The sequence below is a fragment of the Chitinimonas naiadis genome (assembly GCF_054780835.1).
This window is the reverse complement of the sequence record NZ_BAAGVO010000007.1, coordinates 222845-241391: the sequence shown is the minus strand read 5'-3', so window position 1 is coordinate 241391 and position 18547 is coordinate 222845. Positions and strand designations below refer to the sequence as shown.

13 protein-coding genes are annotated in these 18547 nt (G+C 60.1%); 7 read left to right on the top strand and 6 right to left on the bottom strand.

Annotated features, from left to right (window positions below):
• Positions 1-36 precede the first annotated feature (36 nt).
• The 6 genes from malE to edd form a co-directional block, all read right to left on the bottom strand.
• Positions 37-1215 carry a type 2 periplasmic-binding domain-containing protein gene (gene malE / locus ACYVHK_RS21520; protein WP_460536428.1) on the bottom strand — a complete coding sequence of 393 codons (1179 nt, stop codon included), beginning with the start codon at positions 1213-1215 and terminating at the stop codon, positions 37-39.
• An 80-nt stretch (positions 1216-1295) separates the two neighbouring features.
• Positions 1296-2384 (bottom strand): ABC transporter ATP-binding protein, encoded by a 1089-nt coding sequence (locus ACYVHK_RS21515; RefSeq protein ID WP_460536426.1) that lies wholly within the window; start codon positions 2382-2384, stop codon positions 1296-1298.
• Positions 2385-2522: 138 nt separating this feature from the next.
• Complete coding sequence (locus ACYVHK_RS21510; protein WP_460536423.1) at positions 2523-4175, bottom strand: alpha-glucosidase; 1653 nt, start codon at positions 4173-4175, stop codon at positions 2523-2525.
• 170 nt (positions 4176-4345) lie between these two features.
• Complete coding sequence (locus ACYVHK_RS21505) at positions 4346-5596, bottom strand: maltoporin (protein ID WP_460536421.1); 1251 nt, start codon at positions 5594-5596, stop codon at positions 4346-4348.
• Positions 5597-5866: 270 nt separating this feature from the next.
• Positions 5867-6487 (bottom strand): beta/alpha barrel domain-containing protein, encoded by a 621-nt coding sequence (gene eda, locus ACYVHK_RS21500; protein WP_460536419.1) that lies wholly within the window; start codon positions 6485-6487, stop codon positions 5867-5869.
• 11 nt (positions 6488-6498) lie between these two features.
• Positions 6499-8322 carry an IlvD/Edd family dehydratase gene (gene edd, locus ACYVHK_RS21495; protein ID WP_460536417.1) on the bottom strand — a complete coding sequence of 608 codons (1824 nt, stop codon included), beginning with the start codon at positions 8320-8322 and terminating at the stop codon, positions 6499-6501.
• A 397-nt stretch (positions 8323-8719) separates the two neighbouring features.
• On the opposite strand from edd, the gene zwf reads away from it, so the two are divergent.
• The 7 genes from zwf (at position 8720) to aceE (ending at position 18546) form a co-directional block, all read left to right on the top strand.
• Positions 8720-10177, top strand: a complete 1458-nt coding sequence (gene zwf / locus ACYVHK_RS21490; protein ID WP_460536415.1) for a glucose-6-phosphate dehydrogenase — start codon at positions 8720-8722, stop codon at positions 10175-10177.
• A gap of 104 nt (positions 10178-10281) precedes the next feature.
• Positions 10282-10980 (top strand): 6-phosphogluconolactonase, encoded by a 699-nt coding sequence (gene pgl / locus ACYVHK_RS21485; protein WP_460536413.1) that lies wholly within the window; start codon positions 10282-10284, stop codon positions 10978-10980.
• Positions 10981-10983: 3 nt separating this feature from the next.
• Positions 10984-11979, top strand: a complete 996-nt coding sequence (locus ACYVHK_RS21480) for a glucokinase (RefSeq protein WP_460536411.1) — start codon at positions 10984-10986, stop codon at positions 11977-11979.
• A gap of 34 nt (positions 11980-12013) precedes the next feature.
• Positions 12014-12862, top strand: a complete 849-nt coding sequence (hexR, locus tag ACYVHK_RS21475; RefSeq protein ID WP_331985677.1) for a transcriptional regulator HexR — start codon at positions 12014-12016, stop codon at positions 12860-12862.
• An 88-nt stretch (positions 12863-12950) separates the two neighbouring features.
• Positions 12951-14597 (top strand): glucose-6-phosphate isomerase, encoded by a 1647-nt coding sequence (pgi, locus tag ACYVHK_RS21470; RefSeq protein WP_460536409.1) that lies wholly within the window; start codon positions 12951-12953, stop codon positions 14595-14597.
• A gap of 96 nt (positions 14598-14693) precedes the next feature.
• Positions 14694-15587: an SHOCT domain-containing protein gene (locus tag ACYVHK_RS21465; protein ID WP_460536407.1), complete on the top strand. Its 894-nt coding sequence runs from the start codon at positions 14694-14696 to the stop codon at positions 15585-15587.
• A 304-nt stretch (positions 15588-15891) separates the two neighbouring features.
• The gene (gene aceE / locus ACYVHK_RS21460; protein ID WP_460536405.1) at positions 15892-18546 is read left to right on the top strand and encodes a pyruvate dehydrogenase (acetyl-transferring), homodimeric type; all 2655 of its coding nucleotides are present in this window, start codon (positions 15892-15894) and stop codon (positions 18544-18546) included.
• Position 18547 lies beyond the last annotated feature (1 nt).

Genomic DNA, 18547 nt, shown 5'->3' with positions numbered 1-18547 from the left:
CCCGGCCCAGAAGCGCCGGTCGGTCAGTCAAAAGGCTTAGTCGCCCTTGATACGCTTGGCAGCAGCGTCCAGACCTTCCTTCGGTGCCTGACGGCCGCCGGTGATGTTTTGCAGGGCAGAGGCCATCGAGGACCAGAAACGGCCCATTTCCGGGTTGTTGGGCATGGGGTTGCCAGCCTGGGCGGAAGCCATGGTGGCCTTGATGTTCACATCGCCAGCCAGCTCCTTGAAGAAGGCCTTGTTGGCCGGGGTGCCCAACGGCACATCGGCGTTCACGGTCTTCAGGCCATTGAGCGACAGCAGGTGGTTTTCGATGAAATCGACCGCCACTTCCTTGTTCGGCGAAGCGCGATTGATCATGCAACCGAGCACGCCCACGAACGGCGCAGCCTTCTTGCCTGCCACGGTCGGAATCGGTGCCACGCCGAAGTTGATCTTGGCGTTCTTCAGGTTGTCCCACGACCAGGGGCCGTTGATCATCATGGCGATATTGCCCTTGGCCATGCCGGCTTCCATTTCGGCATAGCCGGCGCCCTTGGGCATCACGCCCTTGTCGATCAGGCCTTTCAGGACTTCCACGCCCTTGAGGGCGCCGGCATTGTTCACGCCCGTATCGGCGGGATCATAGTTGCCATCGGCCTTCAGCTTGAACGCATAACCGCCACCGGCAGCCAACAGCGGCCAGGTGAAGTAGGTATTGGTGTAGTCCCACAGGATGGCCTTCTTACCGCTGGCCGACAGTTTCTTGTCCAGCGCGGCGATTTCTTCGAAGGTCTTGGGTGGATTGGGTACCAGATCCTTGTTGTAGACCAGTGCGACAGCCTCGATAGACAGGGGGTAGCCCCAGGTCTTGCCGCCAATGCTGAAAGCCTTCCAGGCCAGGGGATCGATCTCGTCCTTGATCTTCTTGGACGGGGTCACCGGTTGCAGGAGGCCGGCACCGACCCACTCGCCAGCACGGTCATGCGGCCAGCAGAAGATGTCCGGGCCCTTGCCACCGGCAGCCGCTTGCTGGAACTTGCCAGTCGCGTCTTCCGGGTGCTCGACGGTTACCGCCACGCCGGCCTTCTTGGCAAACTCGTCACCCACCTGCTGGATGCCTTTGTAGCCTTTGTCGCCATTGATCCATACCAGCAACTTGCCAGCCTCGGCCGCATGCGCGACGCCAAAGCTGGAAGCTACCAGTGCGGCAATGAGTGTTTTGCTCAGGGTCATGATCACTCCATTCATATTGTGGTTTGGTCCAACTACTTTGTTGCCTTGCTACTGCTTTCTCGCTTTTGGCTGCGAGTTCATTAAACCCGCTGGAAGGCGATTCCAGCTTCGTTAAACAGATGGCAGCGTGCCTGCGGCAGACCGATGCTGATGGTCTCGCCGGCCTCTGCCGTGTGCTCGGCGTCCGCCCGCACGACCAGATGCTCGATCGCACCCGGCACTTGCAGGTAGAACATGGTGGCCTCGCCCAGATGTTCTGCGGCGACAACCTGGCCGTTGACATTGTTGCTGCCCTCGGCGAACGAAAAATGCTCAGGGCGTATGCCCAGGGTAACCTTGTCACCGACTTGTCCGGAGCGGGCGTCGACCGCCACCTGGACCGAGGAGCCATCGGCGAGTTGCACCGTCGCCACCGCCTCGCCAATCACCGCCAGCTTGGCTTCGATGAAGTTCATTTTCGGAGAGCCGATAAAGCCGGCGACAAACAGATTGCGCGGATGGTGGTACAGCTCCAGCGGCGAACCCACCTGCTCGACATTGCCGGCATTGAGGACCACGATACGATCCGCCAGGGTCATCGCCTCGACCTGGTCATGCGTCACGTAGATCATGGTGGTACTGAGTTCACGATGCAGCTTGGTGATCTCGCGGCGGGTCTGTACGCGCAGCGCGGCGTCCAGATTGGATAGCGGCTCGTCAAACAGGAATACATTGGGCTTGCGCACAATCGCACGGCCGATGGCGACCCGTTGGCGTTGACCGCCAGACAGCGCCTTGGGCTTGCGCTCCAGCAGATGCTCGATCTGCAGGATCTTGGCCGCCCTATCCACCGCCGTCGCCATTTCCTTCTTGTCCACGCCCGCCAGCTTGAGGCCGAACGCCATGTTCTCGGCCACCGTCATATGGGGGTAGAGCGCATAGGACTGGAACACCATGGCGACGCCCCGCTTGGACGGCGGCACGTCATTGCAGCGCTCTCCATCGATCAGCAGATCACCGGCTGTGATGTCTTCCAGGCCGGCAATGGTCCGGAGCAACGTGGACTTGCCGCAACCAGAGGGGCCGACGAACACGACAAACTCGCCATCCTTGATGTTGAGGTCGATACCGTGCAGGGTTTCGATATCCCCAAACGATTTGCGTATGCCGCGCAAGACAACTTCGGACATGTAACTCTGCTCCTGATTACTTACATTCGAGCCCGGTCCGGGGCCCGACACATTCAACTATCTTAGGTGGCTGGCAAGCCGAAATGCAGCGCTGGCCGACAAGCCGGCGAACACACCGGCAGGCCAGCCGCTGCACGCTCAAACCAGCTTTGCGTACAGGCCACCAAACGCCTCAAGCGCGAGGTGATCCTGCAGCAGGCTGCCGCCTTGCAGGCCATGACCCTTTACCGGCACGGCCTGACGCAGCTTCTTGGCAAGCTTGATGCTGACGGGTGCTGCCCCCAGGTTGAAGGCACACAGCCAGCGATCCTTGCCCAAAGTGCGGGTGAACATCAGCACCGGCTCGACGGTATCGATAAATTCGATATCACCGGCACGCAGCACCGCCTGCTGCTTGCGCCACGCCAGGAACTGACGGTAGAAGTTCAATACTGAAGCCTGGTCTCCGTCCTGCTTGTCCACCGCCAGGGCCAGATGCGGCTTGGCAACCGGTAGCCAGGGCTTGCCGCTTGTGAAACCGGCATGCTTGCCCTTGGCCTGCCAGGGCATGGGAGTGCGGCACCCATCACGCCCCTTGAATTCAGGCCAGAAGGTAATGCCATAGGGGTCTTGCAACTGCTCGAAGGGAATATCGGCCTCAGTCAGCCCCAGCTCCTCCCCCTGATAGATGCAGAGGCTGCCGCGCAAGCTGGCCGACATGGCCAGCAACACCTTGGCGTAGGCCGGGTTGGCTTCGCCTTTGCCCCAGCGGCTGACAACACGGGCGACATCGTGGTTACCGATGCTCCAGCAGCCCCATCCCTCACCGCCCTCTTTCTTGCCGGTCTTGTGCAGTTGGGCTTCCAGCTCCTCGACCTGCTGCCGGATATGGCCGGCCGACCCATCGGGTGTCAGCAGATTGAAGCTGTACGCCATGTGGAGCTTGTCGCCCGCCGAGGTGTACTTGGCCATCAGCTTGAGGGAATTGTCGTCTCCTACCTCCCCTACCGAGGCAGCGCCATACTCGTCGAGTAGTGCACGTACCTTCTGCAGGAAGGCAATGTTCTCGGGCTGGGACTTGTCATGCTTGTGCGCTTGCAGACCATAAGGGTTGTCTGCGCTGACGGTCTTGCTGTCGCGCACCTCGGCTGGCGGGTTGCTGCGCAGCTTGCGATCATGGAAATGGAAATTACAGGCGTCGAACCGGAAGCCGTCGACCCCGCGCTCCAGCCAGAAACGGATCGAGTCGAGCATGGCCTGCTGTACGGCCGGATTGTGGAAATTCAGATCCGGCTGACTGCTCAGGAAGTTGTGCAGGAAATATTGGCGACGGCGGGATTCCCATTGCCAGGAAGACCCACCAAACACGGACAGCCAGTTGTTGGGCGGGCTTCCATCCGGCAAGGGATCTGCCCAGACATACCAGTCTGCCTTGGGATTGTCGCGACTCTGGCGGCTCTCCTTGAACCAGGCGTGCTGATCGGAACAGTGACTCAGCACCTGATCGATCATCACCTTCAGGCCCAGCTTATGGGCTGCTGTGACCAATTGGTCAAAACCCGCCAGATCGCCAAACAAAGGATCGACATCGCAATAGTCGCTGACGTCGTAACCGAAGTCCTTCATCGGTGACTTGAAGATAGGAGATATCCAGATGGCATCGACACCCAGGCTCGCCACGTAGGGAAGCTTTTCAAGGATGCCAGCCAGATCGCCTACGCCATCGCCATTGCTGTCCGCAAAACTGCGTGGGTAGATTTGGTAGATGACGCCACCGCGCCACCAGTCGTTCGATGTTTTCTTGCTAGTCATGCGTTCCGCCGAAGGAGTACGCGGCAAAGCCGCTCGTCTCGACGCATCACGCCGAGACGACCGGATTCGCAGCAGAGGGAACAGGCGGCATGGCCGCCCGTTCCAGCCTTTGCTACCCGATCAGATCGAGATCCGACCGGGTATCAGCAATAAATCGACTCAGTGTCGACTTACCACCAGGCTTCCATCTGCACACCGTAGGAAGAACCACTGGTCTTGTTCTTGTACGCATCAGCGCTACCGTGGCCACCAGCAACGTTACCGGCCAGCTTGGCTGCGTCGTTCCAGTTAGCGAGCGTGTAGTAGGCACGCAGGACCGGACGAGCCCAGAAGCCCTTGCCCATCGACAGCTGAGGAGCAATAGTCAGCTTAGAGATACGCTGGGTATCGCCGCCGTTGGATGGCTTGACCTGGGTCACGCCACCTTCGAAGGCCAGGCTGTAGTTCTGGGAGAAGTGGTAAACAGGACGGGCCACGGCCGAGAAGGTCTTGGCAGCCTTGTTATCCGCTTGCTTTTCCTGACCGTAGCCCAGGAAGACCGCACCGTTCCAGTCGCTGTTCTTCGGCTCGAACACCAGGTGCTCGATCACGCGCCAGGACTTCTTGGAGGTGGTGGTGAAGCCAGCCGACTGGTCCAGGTTCGCAGCATCCTTGGCGTACTGGAATACCAGGTTGTTGAATCCGCCCATGTCAAACGGATTGGCTTGGGTGTGAGCGATGGTGAATGCAGCGCCATTCTTGCCATCGGCCTTGACGCCATTGGCATCCTTGGCGGCATTCTTGCCAACCAGGTTCAGGCCCAGCTCGATCGAACCACCAGGGTTCACATCGATGCCTTCGATACGGAAGTCGTGATTGGTCACGGCCTTCACGTCGTCGCCATTGCTGCGCATCAGGGCGTAGGAGAACTTACCGAAGCCCAGGTCGATGTTTTCGATACCAGCGCCAGGACCGGTGTTAGCCGACCAGAAAAAGTCGGTGATATGCACGTCATGACGCTTGTAGTAGCGCTTACCGGCCCACAGGCTAGAGTTTGCCAAGGCACCAGTGCCGATGTTATTGGCTTCGACCCAGACTTGACGCCAGGACGGCTCAGCCTGTTCCCAGTCACCATTCTGACCAGTTACGAATGCCAGCATTTGGTGGAACGTGAAGTTCATGCCATCGCTTTCGCCGAGCTTGGCATCGAACGCCAGCTCGCCGTAGGTCTCGCATTCGTTGCCGAGACGACCAGCATTGGCCACCTTACCGCCAAAGGCGGGGGCACCGTTAGCCAGACCGAAGCAAACTTCGCGACCGCCTTCGGATGCAGCACCCGAACCGGAACGGATATAGCCGTGGTAATCAACTGCGGCAGCCATGGAAGCCTGCGCCGCGAAGGCTGCCACGAGGGCAGCAAACAGCTTGCTCTTGCGATTCATCGGATCACTCCTCTCCGTTTGGTGGATGTATAACCGACTGCGTAAACGCCGCCGATCTGGTGCAACAACACCATGCCCCGCGAGCGGGGGGCGTGCTCGGCGTACCCTACGGAGAGATGGGCCACCTTGCTACGCCTGAACCGATCCCGGCCTGATCAAACAGCCGTTACCGGGTAAATATGTCGCCTCTCTTTGGAGGCGTGGTACCGCTACTGCCTGGGTATTACTTAGGGACCTGGTCCGGATGCCGAAACGACACCCGGATGTTAGTCATTTCAATGCTGCCGCTTCACGCGCCAATTGGGTGACGACGTGCCATTCACCGGCAGCAACCTTATCCTTGGGGACCAACCACGACCCACCGACACATGCAACATTCGGCAAGGCCAGGAACTTGGGCGCGCTCTCCAGCGTTACGCCACCCGTTGGGCAGAAAAGCACCTCGGCAAAGGGGCCACCCATTGCCTTCAACATGCCCAGACCACCAGCCTGTTCTGCCGGGAAGAGCTTCATTGCATCAAAGCCCCAACCCAGTGCCGCGATCACTTCAGAGGGCGTCATCACCCCTGGCAGCAAGGGAATGCCGGCAGCGTTGGCCGCCAGGGCCAGCTCTTCAGTCAAACCTGGCGTCACGGCAAACACCGCACCGGCCGCCTTGGCTTCTGCAAACTGCTCCGGACGTGTCACGGTACCGACACCGACAATGGCATCCGGCACCGCCGCGGCGATGGCCTTGACCGATGCCATGGCAGCCGGTGTGCGCAGCGTCACTTCCAGTACCCGGATGCCGCCGGCGACGAGCGCCTGGGCCAGCGGTACCGCATCCTCAACCCTGTCGAGGACGATGACCGGCATGACCGGCGAGGCACGCATGATGTCGCGTATGTTCATTGCATTCTTTCTCATTTGGGCAACATGAAACTCATGGCGCCCTGCTCCGCGCCGGTCGCCGCATTACGGAAAACGGCGAACAGTTCTCGGCCATAACCATGATCGTTGCCTGCCAGATCAGCGGTAGCCAGTTCTCGGCTCGCCCACTCTGCAACATCGACTTTTGCTTCCAGAACACCCGCCTCGGCATCCAGTCGGATTACATCCCCGCTGCGCACCTTCGCCAAAGGGCCACCCGCCAAGCATTCAGGAGTGATATGGATGGCGGCCGGCACTTTACCCGAAGCCCCCGACATGCGCCCGTCGGTCACCAGCGCCACCTTGAATCCACGATCCTGCAGTACACCCAGCGACGGCGTCAGCTTGTGCAGTTCCGGCATGCCGTTGGCACGCGGCCCCTGGAAGCGGATTACCGCCACAAAATCCTTCTCTAGCTCACCTCGCTTAAAGGCGGCAATCAGGTCATCCTGTGAATCGAACACCACGGCAGGCGCCTCGACAACGCGATGCTCAAGCTTGACGGCAGAAACCTTGATCACCGAACGACCCAGGTTCCCGGCCAAAAGACGCAAACCACCATCTGCCTGGAACGGTGAGGCCACGGTGGACAGCACTTTGGCGTCCTGACTCTCGGCAGGGGAATCCTTCCAGACTAGCTTGCCCGCCTCGAGCAAGGGCTCGCAGGCATAACGGCGAAGACCTGGCCCCATGACCGTCTTCACCTCATCGTGCAGCAAACCGGCATCGAGCAAGGTAGCGATCAGGTAACCCATGCCGCCAGCAGCATGGAAATGATTCACATCCGCGCTGCCATTGGGGTAGACCTTGGCCAGCAGCGGCACCACAGCCGAGATATCGTCGAAATCGGTCCAGTCGATGATGATGCCGGCCGCACGGGCGATGGCGATCAGGTGAATGGCATGATTGGTGGAGCCGCCCGTTGCCATCAAGCCAACAAGACCGTTCACGATGGCACGCTCGTCGATCACCTCAGCCAGTGGAATGTAATCCCGTCCCAGGGCCGTGATCGCCGCGGCACGCCGAGCGGCTTCGGCAGTCAATGCCTCGCGCAGGGGCGTGCCCGGGTTGATGAAGGCACTACCGGGCAGATGCAGCCCCATGATTTCCATCAACATCTGATTGGAATTGGCCGTGCCGTAAAAAGTACAGGTACCCGCACCGTGGTACGACTTCTCTTCCGCCTCAAGCAACTCGACCCGGCCAATCTTACCCTCGGCATAGAGCTGGCGGATGCGGGCTTTTTCCTTGTTCTCAAGGCCGGATGTCATCGGGCCGGCCGGCACGAAGATAGTTGGCAAATGACCAAACTGCAGGGCACCGATCAACAGGCCAGGGACGATCTTGTCGCAGACACCAAGGCACAGCGTCGCATCAAACATCTGGTGCGACAGCGCCACCGCCGTGCTCATGGCAATCACATCGCGGGAAAACAGGCTGAGCTCCATGCCGGCCTGACCCTGGGTCACACCATCGCACATGGCCGGCACACCACCGGCAAACTGGGCAGTGGCACCTGCATCACGCGCAGCAGCCTTTATAATGGCCGGATAGTCCTCAAGCGGCTGATGCGCCGAAAGCATGTCGTTGTAGGCGGAAACGATAGCCAGATTAGGCTGACGCTGCTCCCGCAGCATGATCTTGTCGCCAGCAGGGGACGCCGCATAGGCGTGAGCCAGATTGGTACAGGACAAGCCCTTGCGCACCGGCTCCTTGGCTGCCCAGGCAGCCACATGGGCGAGATAGCCGTCACGCGTCGGACGGCTTTTCTCTTGAATTCGCTTGGTCACTTCAACCAGGCGCGGATGCAGACTCATCAAGACTCCCTGTGCCCGAATAAAAGGGCACTGGCTACGCAAGGGTTCAAGCAGGAAAACCTGCTTATCTGGACATTATTATTAAGTCAGGCAACAAGCCTTTATTGCTGTCGATGGTAGTTTTACTACAATAAAAAGGCAAGGAAGCGACTTGAATTTTTGCACTAAAACCCGCCAGTTGTTGCTATAAAGCCGCACCATCAAGGTGCCGACCCAATAAAAAAGTAGTGAATAAGAAAAATTAGCGCACCGTTATGTTGCATTGCAGCACAAGCGTGGCACTTTAATACATCTAACAAAACTACATTGCAGGGCCCGCGTAAAAGTAGTATTGTTTCAAAAACTGGCAGAGGCCAGCCATATTCCAATTGCTACATCCACCGAAGGAATCAATGGGATGAGTTCAATTCAGCCCTTCGACATGGTGTTGTTTGGCGGCACCGGCGATCTGGTCATGCGCAAACTGCTACCAGCGCTCTACCACCAGCATCAAGACAGCAATTTGCCGGAACAGGGTCGCATCCTCTGCCTGGGCCGAAGCCAACCTGATCAAGCCTCCTACCTCACCGTTGCCGAGAAAGCCGCCCGGCAGTATCTGGGCGATTACTTCAATGACAAAGACTGGGCCAGCTTTGCCAGCCGTCTTGTCTATATGAAGCTGGATGCCGGTGAAAAAGCTGCCTACGCGGCACTGGCTGAGAAACTCAATGAATTCCCCGAGCACGTGCGCGTGTTCTACCTGGCCACGGCACCCAACCTGTTTGCCGGCATCTGCGAAAACCTCGCCTCGGTCGGCCTGAACAAGGGTGGCTCGCGCGTGGTGCTTGAGAAACCGCTGGGTCATGACCTCGCCTCCTCCCAGGCCATCAATGCCCAGGTAGGCAAGTTCTTCAAGGAAAGCCAGATCTACCGGATCGACCACTACCTCGGCAAAGAGGCGGTACAGAATCTGCTGGCCCTGCGCTTCAGCAATACCTTCTTCGAGCCGCTATGGCGTCGCGAATGGATCAGCGATGTGCAGATCACGGTGACCGAGCAGGTTGGCGTGGAAGGCCGTGGTGACTTCTATGACAAGGCCGGCGCCCTGCGTGACATGGTGCAGAACCATCTGGTACAGCTGCTGTGCTTTATCGCCATGGAACCGCCAGCCAGCGCCGACCCCGACGCCGTTCGTGATGAAAAGCTCAAGGTGCTGCGTGCCTTGCGTCGCTTTGGTCCGCAGGAAGTCGCAACCAAGACCGTACGCGGCCAGTACAAGGCCGGCGCAAGCAACGGCAAACCGGCTATCGGCTATCAGGATGAGTCGGGCATCTCCCCCAACAGTACGACCGAGACGTTTGTCGCGGTGAAGGCGGAGATCGATACCTGGCGCTGGGCCGGCGTACCGTTCTACCTGCGCACCGGCAAACGTATGCAGGATCGCCTCGCGGAGATTGTCATCAACTTCCGCCAGGTGCCGCACTCGATCTTCTCCATGCCGGCAACGACGACCAGCAACCGACTGGTCATCAAGTTGCAGCCTGACGAGAGCGTGCGCATGTACCTGCTCGCCAAGCAGCCTGGCGACCAGATGAAGCTCAAGCAGGTCCACCTTGACCTCGACTTTGACGAGATGTTCAAGACCCGTCGTCCTGACGCCTACGAACGTTTGCTGACCGACGTAATCCGTGGCCGCCTGACCTTGTTCATGCGCCGCGACGAGCTGGACGAAGCCTGGCGTTGGGTTGAGCCCATCCTGGATGCATGGGAACAGAACGACGAAGCGCCCAAGCAATACACCGCGGGTAGCTGGGGCCCGGCAGCCAGTTCTGCCCTGCTCTCGCGCGACGGCTTCTGCTGGCACGAAGAAGGCTGAAACAACAGCAGCAAACGAGTGTCGGGCCAACCGCCCGACACTCGGTTTTTCGCGGCACCGGCAACCGACCCGACACGCCGACGAAGGTAATCAGAAGAGACAACATGGCCGACCCGACCCTCCACGAATACGATTCCCGCATCGATCTCGACATCTGCCTGGCACGAGAGATTGCTGCAACGCTGGAGACCGCGATCGAGTCCCGTGGCGCGGCCAGCCTGGCTGTCTCTGGCGGCAAGACGCCAGTGGGCATGTTCCAGCAACTGCGTCAGATGCGGCTGGATTGGAGTCGCGTCTGGATTACCCTGGTCGATGATCGCTGGTTGCCCATCGACCATCCTGATAGCAACGAGCGTCTGGTGCGTGAAAGCCTGCTCAAGTATCAGGTGGAAGCAGCGCAGTTCATCAGCCTGTACAGCGGCGATGCCACCCCGGAACAAGGCTGTGTCACCATTGCTGCCCGCCTGCAGGCCATTCCGCAACCGTTCGATGTCTTGGTGCTTGGCATGGGCGAAGATGGCCACACGGCCAGCCTCTTTCCCTGCTCCAGCGAACTGGAGCGTGCCGCGGCACCCGACAGCACCGCCCTGGTCGCCGCAGTCAACCCGACAACCGCACCCTACCCGCGCATTACGCTGACCCTTGCCGCCATCGCGCAGGCCAGCAAGCTGCTGGTGCACCTGACCGGCGACAAGAAGCGCGCCATTTTCGAAGCAGCCATGGCCAACACCCAGCAGCGACTGCCGATCGCGCGCGTACTGGATGCCGCCAAGGGCTCGCAACATGTCTACTGGGCAGCTTGATTCATGAACCTCAGCCTTACTTTTCCACGTTTGCTGGCCGACGTCGGCGGTACCAACGTACGCTTCGCGCTGATCCGTGAAGCCGGTGCCGCCATCAGCGATGAGCGCAATCTGGTCTGCGCAGACTACCCCGGCCTTTACGAAGCGACCCAGGATTATCTGGCACCGCTGGACGTCAAGCCGCGCTGGGCTGCCATCGGCATCGCCACCCCGGTAGCGGACGATGTGGTCAAGATGACCAATAATCACTGGTCCTTCTCCCAGTCGGCCCTCAAGCTACAACTGGCACTGGATGAACTCAGCGTCATCAACGATTTCACCGCCCTGGCGCTGAGCCTGCCCCTGCTGGGTGAGGATGAACTGGTCAAGGTGGGTGGTGGCGAGCGCAATGCCGACCTGCCGATCGCCCTGCTGGGCGCCGGCACGGGCCTCGGCGTGTCCGGCCTGATACCGGCACATCAGCCAGGTGAAGCCAGCCGCTGGATTCCGATCCAGGGCGAAGGCGGGCACGTCTCCTTCTCCCCCTTCAACGACAAGGAAGACGAAATCCTGCGCATCCTGCGCCGCGAGTTCGGCCATGTCTCGGCAGAACGCCTGCTGTCCGGTCCTGGCGTTGTCAACCTCTACAAGGCGCTTGCCGAACTCAACCAGCAAACCGAGGAAGGCCTGTCCGCCTCAGAGATCACCAGCCGTGGCGTTGCCGGCGATTGCCCCCTTTGCCGCGAAACGGTCGACACGTTCTGCGGCATGCTCGGCACCGCCGCTGCCAATCTCGCGGTCACACTCGGCGCCCGCGGTGGCCTTTATATCGGCGGCGGCATTGTGCCCAAGCTCGGCGACTACTTCGCGACATCGCCCTTCCGCAAGCGTTTCGAGCAAAAAGGACGCTTTTCCAATTACCTGGCGGCCGTGCCCAGTTACGTGATCGTCGCCAACAATCCAGCCTTGCGCGGTACCGCTGCCGCGCTAGACGCCCTGGCCGTTCGCAAAACAGCCTGAGCGGACAATTTCATAGCGGGGAGACGAAAAAAACATGTTGGAAAAGATCAAGTCGCTGTTGCAGGAACTCTCGAAGTCGGAACGCAAGGTCGCAGAACTGGTGCTCGCCCAGCCGAACTTCGTGGCGCACGCCCCGATCGCACAGATCGCCGAGATGGCAGGCGTATCGCAACCCACCGTGATCCGTTTCTGCCGCTCGGTGGATTGCACCGGCCTGCAGGACTTCAAGCTGCGCCTGACCCGTAGCCTGGTATCGGGCGTGCCTTATGTCCACAGTGCGGTGGAAATGAGCGACACGGCGCACGACCTCGCGGCCAAGCTGTTCGACAATACGATTTCCAGCCTCATGCGTACCCGCAACGAGCTGAATCCGGATGCCATCGAGCAGGCCGTGGACATCCTGGCCAAGGCCCGCAAGATCGAGTTCTACGGGCTGGGAAACAGCGGGATCATGGCCCAGGACGCACAGCACAAGTTCTTCCGTCTCGGCGTCCCCTGCATTTCCTATTCCGACCCCCACATCCACGGCATGTCCGCCTCCTTGCTCAAGGCGGGAGACGCCGTGGTCGCGATTTCCAACTCGGGCCGGACCATCGACCTGATCCGCTCGGTGGAACTGGCGCGTGAAGCAGGCGCGCAGGTCATCGGCATCACCCACTCGAACTCGCCACTGGCCAAGCGCTGCAACGTCACGTTGTACGCCGATACGCCGGAAGATCCCGATCTCTACTCGCCGATGATCACCCGCATCGTCCATCTGGTAGTGATCGATATCCTGGCAGTGGGCGTCGCCCTGCGTCGCGGACCGGAGCTGATAGACCAGCTTGAAAAGATCAAACGCAATCTCAAGGAACGTCGCGTACGCGGCTACGAAGATCGCTGAGGCATACAATGGCGTGCGGGTTCGCCGGCAGCATCGCTGAACAGCACGGCCAGCCTGCACGGGCTCAGAAACATATCGTGAATCATCTATGACCACGCTGACACAATCTCCCTCCTGGCAAGCCATGCTGACCGCTGCAGAGCGGCTCAAGGCACTGAAACTACGGGAGGTTTTTGCACAGGACCCCGGTCGCGCCGAGCGTTACAGCCTCAAGGCTTGCGGCATCCTGCTCGACTACGCCAAGAACCGGCTGGACGATGCGGCGCGCGCCGCATTGCTGCAGCTGGCCCAGGACAGCGGCGTGGAAGCACGACGACGCAGCATGCTGGCCGGCGAGAAAATCAACGTCACGGAAGATCGGGCCGTTCTGCACACGGTACTGCGTTCCCCCCGGAACGCGATCATCGAGGTCGATGGCGAGAATGTCGTGCCTGCTGTGCACGATGTACTGGATCGGATGGGCGCATTTGCGGAGCGTGTTCGCAATGGCGCCTGGCTAGGCCACGATGGCCGCGCCATCACGGATATCGTGAACATCGGCATCGGCGGCTCCGACCTTGGCCCATTCATGGCGTGTGAGGCGCTCAAGGATTTCGGCGCCTCCCACCTGCGCATGCACTTTGTCTCCACCGTGGACGGATGGCAGCTGAACCATGTGCTGGCGCAGGTCGATCCCTCGACCACGCTGTTCATCGTCGCCTCCAAGACCTTCACGACCCAGGAAACCCTGACCAATGCCCGCGCAGCCCGGCAATGGCTGATCGATGCCACAGGCCAGGAAAGTGCCGTCGCCAAGCACTTCGTTGCCGTCTCGACCAATGCCGCAGCAGTGAGTGCATTCGGCATCGATACCGACAATATGTTCGGCTTCTGGAACTGGGTAGGCGGACGGTATTCGCTCTGGTCCGCCATCGGCCTCCCCATCCTGCTCTATATCGGGCCGCTTCATTTCCGTGACTTGCTGGACGGCGCACGCGCCATGGACGAGCACTTTGCCAGCGCGCCGCTGCAGGAAAACCTGCCAGTCCTGCTGGCACTGCTGGGTATCTGGTATATCAACGGCATGGGTGCCAGCACGCAGCTGATCTCTCCCTACAACCAGCCCCTGCATCGTTTGCCGGCCTATCTGCAGCAGCTCGACATGGAGTCCAACGGCAAGTCGGTGCGGCTGGACGGTCAGCGCGCCGACTACCATACCGGCCCCGTGATCTGGGGCGAGCCTGGCATCAATGGCCAGCATGCTTACTACCAACTGCTGCACCAGGGCACCGAGCTCGTCCCGATCGACTTCATCGCCGCCGTGCACAACCCCAAGAGCAGCCAGGAGCACAACACCATCCTGCTGGCCAACTTCCTGGCCCAGTCCGAAGCGCTGATGCGCGGCAAGGATGAGCAGGAAGTACGTGCTGAACTCGAGCAGCAGGGACTTACCGGCCCGGCGCTGGAAACCCTGGTCCCGCACAAGATTTTCGAAGGCAATCGCCCCAGCAATACCTTGCTGATGGACCAGTTGAACCCGAAAACCCTGGGTAGCCTGATTGCGCTCTATGAACACAAGATCTTCGTCCAGGGCACCATCTGGGGCGTGAATTCCTACGATCAATGGGGCGTGGAGCTTGGCAAGCAACTCGCCAAGACCATAGAAACCGAACTGAAGGACAGTCGCCCGGCCAGTGGCCATGACTCATCCACCAACCGCTTGATTGAGTACATAAAACAGTCATTGCACAGCTAGGGACAAACTTCGATCGGGGCCAGCCACGATGCGCAGAGCGAGGCTTTGCGATATAAAGGCGGTCTTGCTCGCGGCAACAACATAATGGAGATACGCATGCAGCATGTTTTTACCTCACGCCTGGGCGCACTGTTCTTCGGTCTGGTCGTGGCAACGTCGGCATTTGCGACCGAAACGGTCAAGCCTTGGTCGGAAACGGATGACTACGTCAGACTGGACCCGGTCAACGCCAACAACCAGCACCCGGTCACGTTCTCTGCCGAACAGTTGCAAAACCTGCTGGCGCATTTCTACAAGAAAGAAACCAACAAGGACCCGGCGCCCTACTTCACTGAAGACGAAGTCAAGCGCCTGTCGACCTGGCTGCTGCCTGTTTTCAACAAGTCCAAGCCAGGTGACGACATCCTGTTCGGTACCTCCTACCGCCCCGGCGGCTTCGTGCTGATCCCGCGCGTGCTGAATGCGGGCCGCCTGTTTGTGGAGAATGGCCGTCTGAACCTGCTGGTCGGCATGTGTGGCGATCAGCTGGATCTGGCCTATCAGCGCTCCTACACCGCTAACCGTCCGCTTAACCACGGTAGCCGGATCAAGCCCGTCAACGACATGAACTGCGAATTGCTGGCCGGTAACGGTGCGGAGCGCGTCAATAATCGCGCCGACTGGCTGAGCCTGGATATTGCAACCGGCCTCGCCACGCGCCCAAGCGGTGACGTCACCTTCCAGCCTATCGGCCCCAAGACCACCTTCCAGGCGGCACCGGTAGCGCCGACGACCACCTTCAAGCCAGCGGCACCGGCGGCAGGCAAGCCGGCAAGTCCGGCTGCAGCAGCACCGCAAGTGGCGCCAGCCCCCGTTCAGCAGGTATTGCCTGCGGCACCGCTGAGCAAGGCCGAAGAACGGCTGCAGCTCCTGAAGCGCCTGAAGGACAACGGTTTGATCACCGATGCCGAATACGAGCAAAAACGTATCAGCATCCTGAAAGACCTGTAACACAGAGTAAGGCGAGGGGCCGATGGTCCCTCGCGGCAGTACCTAGACACCCAGAGGCTGAAAAAGCCCGGACTACCCGTACAACGCGGGTTGCTAACCCAAGCACGCTGTTGAGACAACTTTGAAGCGCAACCTCCACGCTTCGCTGGCGACCCGCCAGCCCGGTTCATGGCGCACGGCCCAGCAAGGGCCTTGCTTGCCCCCCCATACCCGAACGCCCCACCCGGTCACGGCCACAAGCCGCGGCATTGCGGCCGCGTTCGCCCTCGAATTCCTATAACGACGCACCCACAAGGTACCCAAGATGGCTGAGCACAACGACGATCTCGATCCGCTTGAAACGCGGGAATGGCTGGACGCACTGAGTGGCGTTATCGCTGCCGAAGGCCCGGAACGGGCCCACTTCATCATCGAAAAGCTGATCGAAGAAGCCAGCGAGCGCGGCGCCAATATTCCTTACAGCGCGACGACCCAATACATCAACACCATCCCGGTCGAAGCGGAACCAGCCTTCCCGGGTGACACCACGGTCGAGCACAAGATCCGCGCCTACACGCGCTGGAATGCCATGGCCATGGTGGTGCGTGCCAACAAGCACACCAACGTGGGCGGGCATATCGCCTCCTTCGCCTCGGCTGCGACACTCTACGACGTGGGTTTCAACCACTTCTGGCATGCCCCGAGCGAAAACCACGGCGGTGACCTGATCTTTGTGCAGGGCCACTCGGCCACCGGTATCTACTCGCGCGCCTACCTGCTGGGTCGCCTCACTGAAGTACAGCTCGACAGCTTCCGCCAGGAAGTGAACGGCAATGGCCTGTCGAGCTACCCACACCCGTGGCTGATGCCGGACTTCTGGCAGTTCCCGACCGTGTCCATGGGTCTCGGCCCCCTGATGGCGATCTATCAGGCCCGCTTCATGAAGTACATGCAGGACCGTGGCTTTGCCAAGACCGAAGGCCGCAAGGTCTGGGCCTTCTGTGGCGACGGCGAGATGGATGAGCCGGAATCCCTGGGTGCCATCGGTATGGCTGGCCGCGAGCGGCTCGACAACCTGGTTTTCGTGATCAACTGCAACCTGCAGCGTCTAGACGGTCCCGTCCGCGGCAACGGCAAGATCATTCAGGAACTCGAAGGTGAATTCCGCGGCTCGGGCTGGAACGTGATCAAGCTGGTCTGGGGCACCAAGTGGGATGCCCTGTTCGCTCGCGACAAGAAGGGCATCCTGGCCAAGCGTATGATGGAAGTCATCGACGGCGAATACCAGACCATGAAAGCCCGTGACGGCGCCTATGTCCGCGAACAGTTCTTCAACACGCCGGAACTCAAGGCACTGGTGCACGACTGGTCCGACAAGGATATCTGGGACCTTAATCGTGGCGGCCATGATCCCGCCAAGATCTTCGCCGCCTTCAAGGCCGCCAATGAGTCGCAAGGCAAGCCGACCGTGATCCTGGCCAAGACGGTCAAGGGCTACGGTATGGGCTCTGCCGGTGAAGCCATGAACATCACCCACCAGCAGAAAAAGCTGGATCTGGACTCGATCAAGCAGTTCCGCGATCGCTTTGGTATTCCGGTGCCCGACGACAAGCTCGCCGAGATTCCCTACGTCAAGTTCGAAGAAGGCTCGGCTGAACTCGAATACATGCGCGGCCACCGCATGGCCCTGGGCGGTTACCTGCCGCAGCGCCGCACCAAGGCCTATGCGCTCGACGTGCCGCCGCTGAACAGCTTTGATGCATTGCTCAAGGGTTCGGGTGAAGGCAAGGAATACTCGACCACCATGGCCTTCGTACGGATGCTGACACAGCTCCTGAAGGACAAATCCCTGGGCAAGCACATCGTCCCCATCGTGGTCGACGAGAGCCGTACCTTCGGCATGGAAGGCCTGTTCCGCCAGGTCAGCATCTGGAACCAGGACGGCCAGAAGTACGTACCGCAGGATGCCGACCAGCTGATGTTCTACAAGGAATCCAAGGCCGGCCAGATTCTGCAGAACGGCATCAACGAAGCCGGCGGTATGGCCGACTGGATCGCGGCAGGTACCAGCTACAGCACCCACGGCGTGCCGATGATCCCGTTCTACATCTATTACTCGATGTTCGGCTTCCAGCGCATTGGCGATCTGGCCTGGGCCGCCGCCGACATGCGTACCCGCGGCTTCCTGCTGGGCGGTACGGCTGGACGTACCACGTTGAACGGCGAAGGCCTGCAGCACGAGGACGGTCATTCGCACCTGATGTCCGCCACGATCCCGAACTGCGTGAGCTACGACCCGACCTTTGGCTATGAAGTTGCCGTGGTGGTTCAGGACGGTATGCGCCGTATGTATGCCGAACAGGAGGACGTGTACTACTACATCACCCTGATGAACGAGAACTATGAGCACCCGGCAATGCCGGAAGGTGCCGAGGCAGGCATCATCAAGGGTATGTACCAGCTCAAGAAGGGTGACGCGGGTGATTTGCGCGTACAGCTCATGGGCTCGGGTACCATTTTCAATGAGGTCATCGCCGCGGCCAAGCTGCTCAAGAGCGACTGGGGCGTCGAGTCCGATCTGTGGAGCTGCCCAAGCTTCACGGAACTGGCCCGCGATGGCATGGCTGCCGAGCGCCACAACCTGCTCAATCCAGCTGCTGAGCCGCAGGTGCCCTACGTCACCCAACTGCTCAAGGACACCCAGGGTCCGGTGGTTGTCGCGACCGACTACATGCGGCTCTTTGCCGAGCAGATCCGCGCCTACGTGCCAAGCCGCTACGTCGTTCTGGGTACCGATGGCTTTGGTCGTTCTGACACACGTGAGCAATTGCGTAACTTCTTTGAAGTCAACCGTCACTTTGTCGTAATCGCTGCGCTGAAGGCCCTGGCCGACGATGGCAAGCTGCCGCGCAGTAAGGTGGCAGAAGCCGTTGCCAAATACGGCATTGACGGGACCAAGCCGGCACCGTGGACCGTGTGAT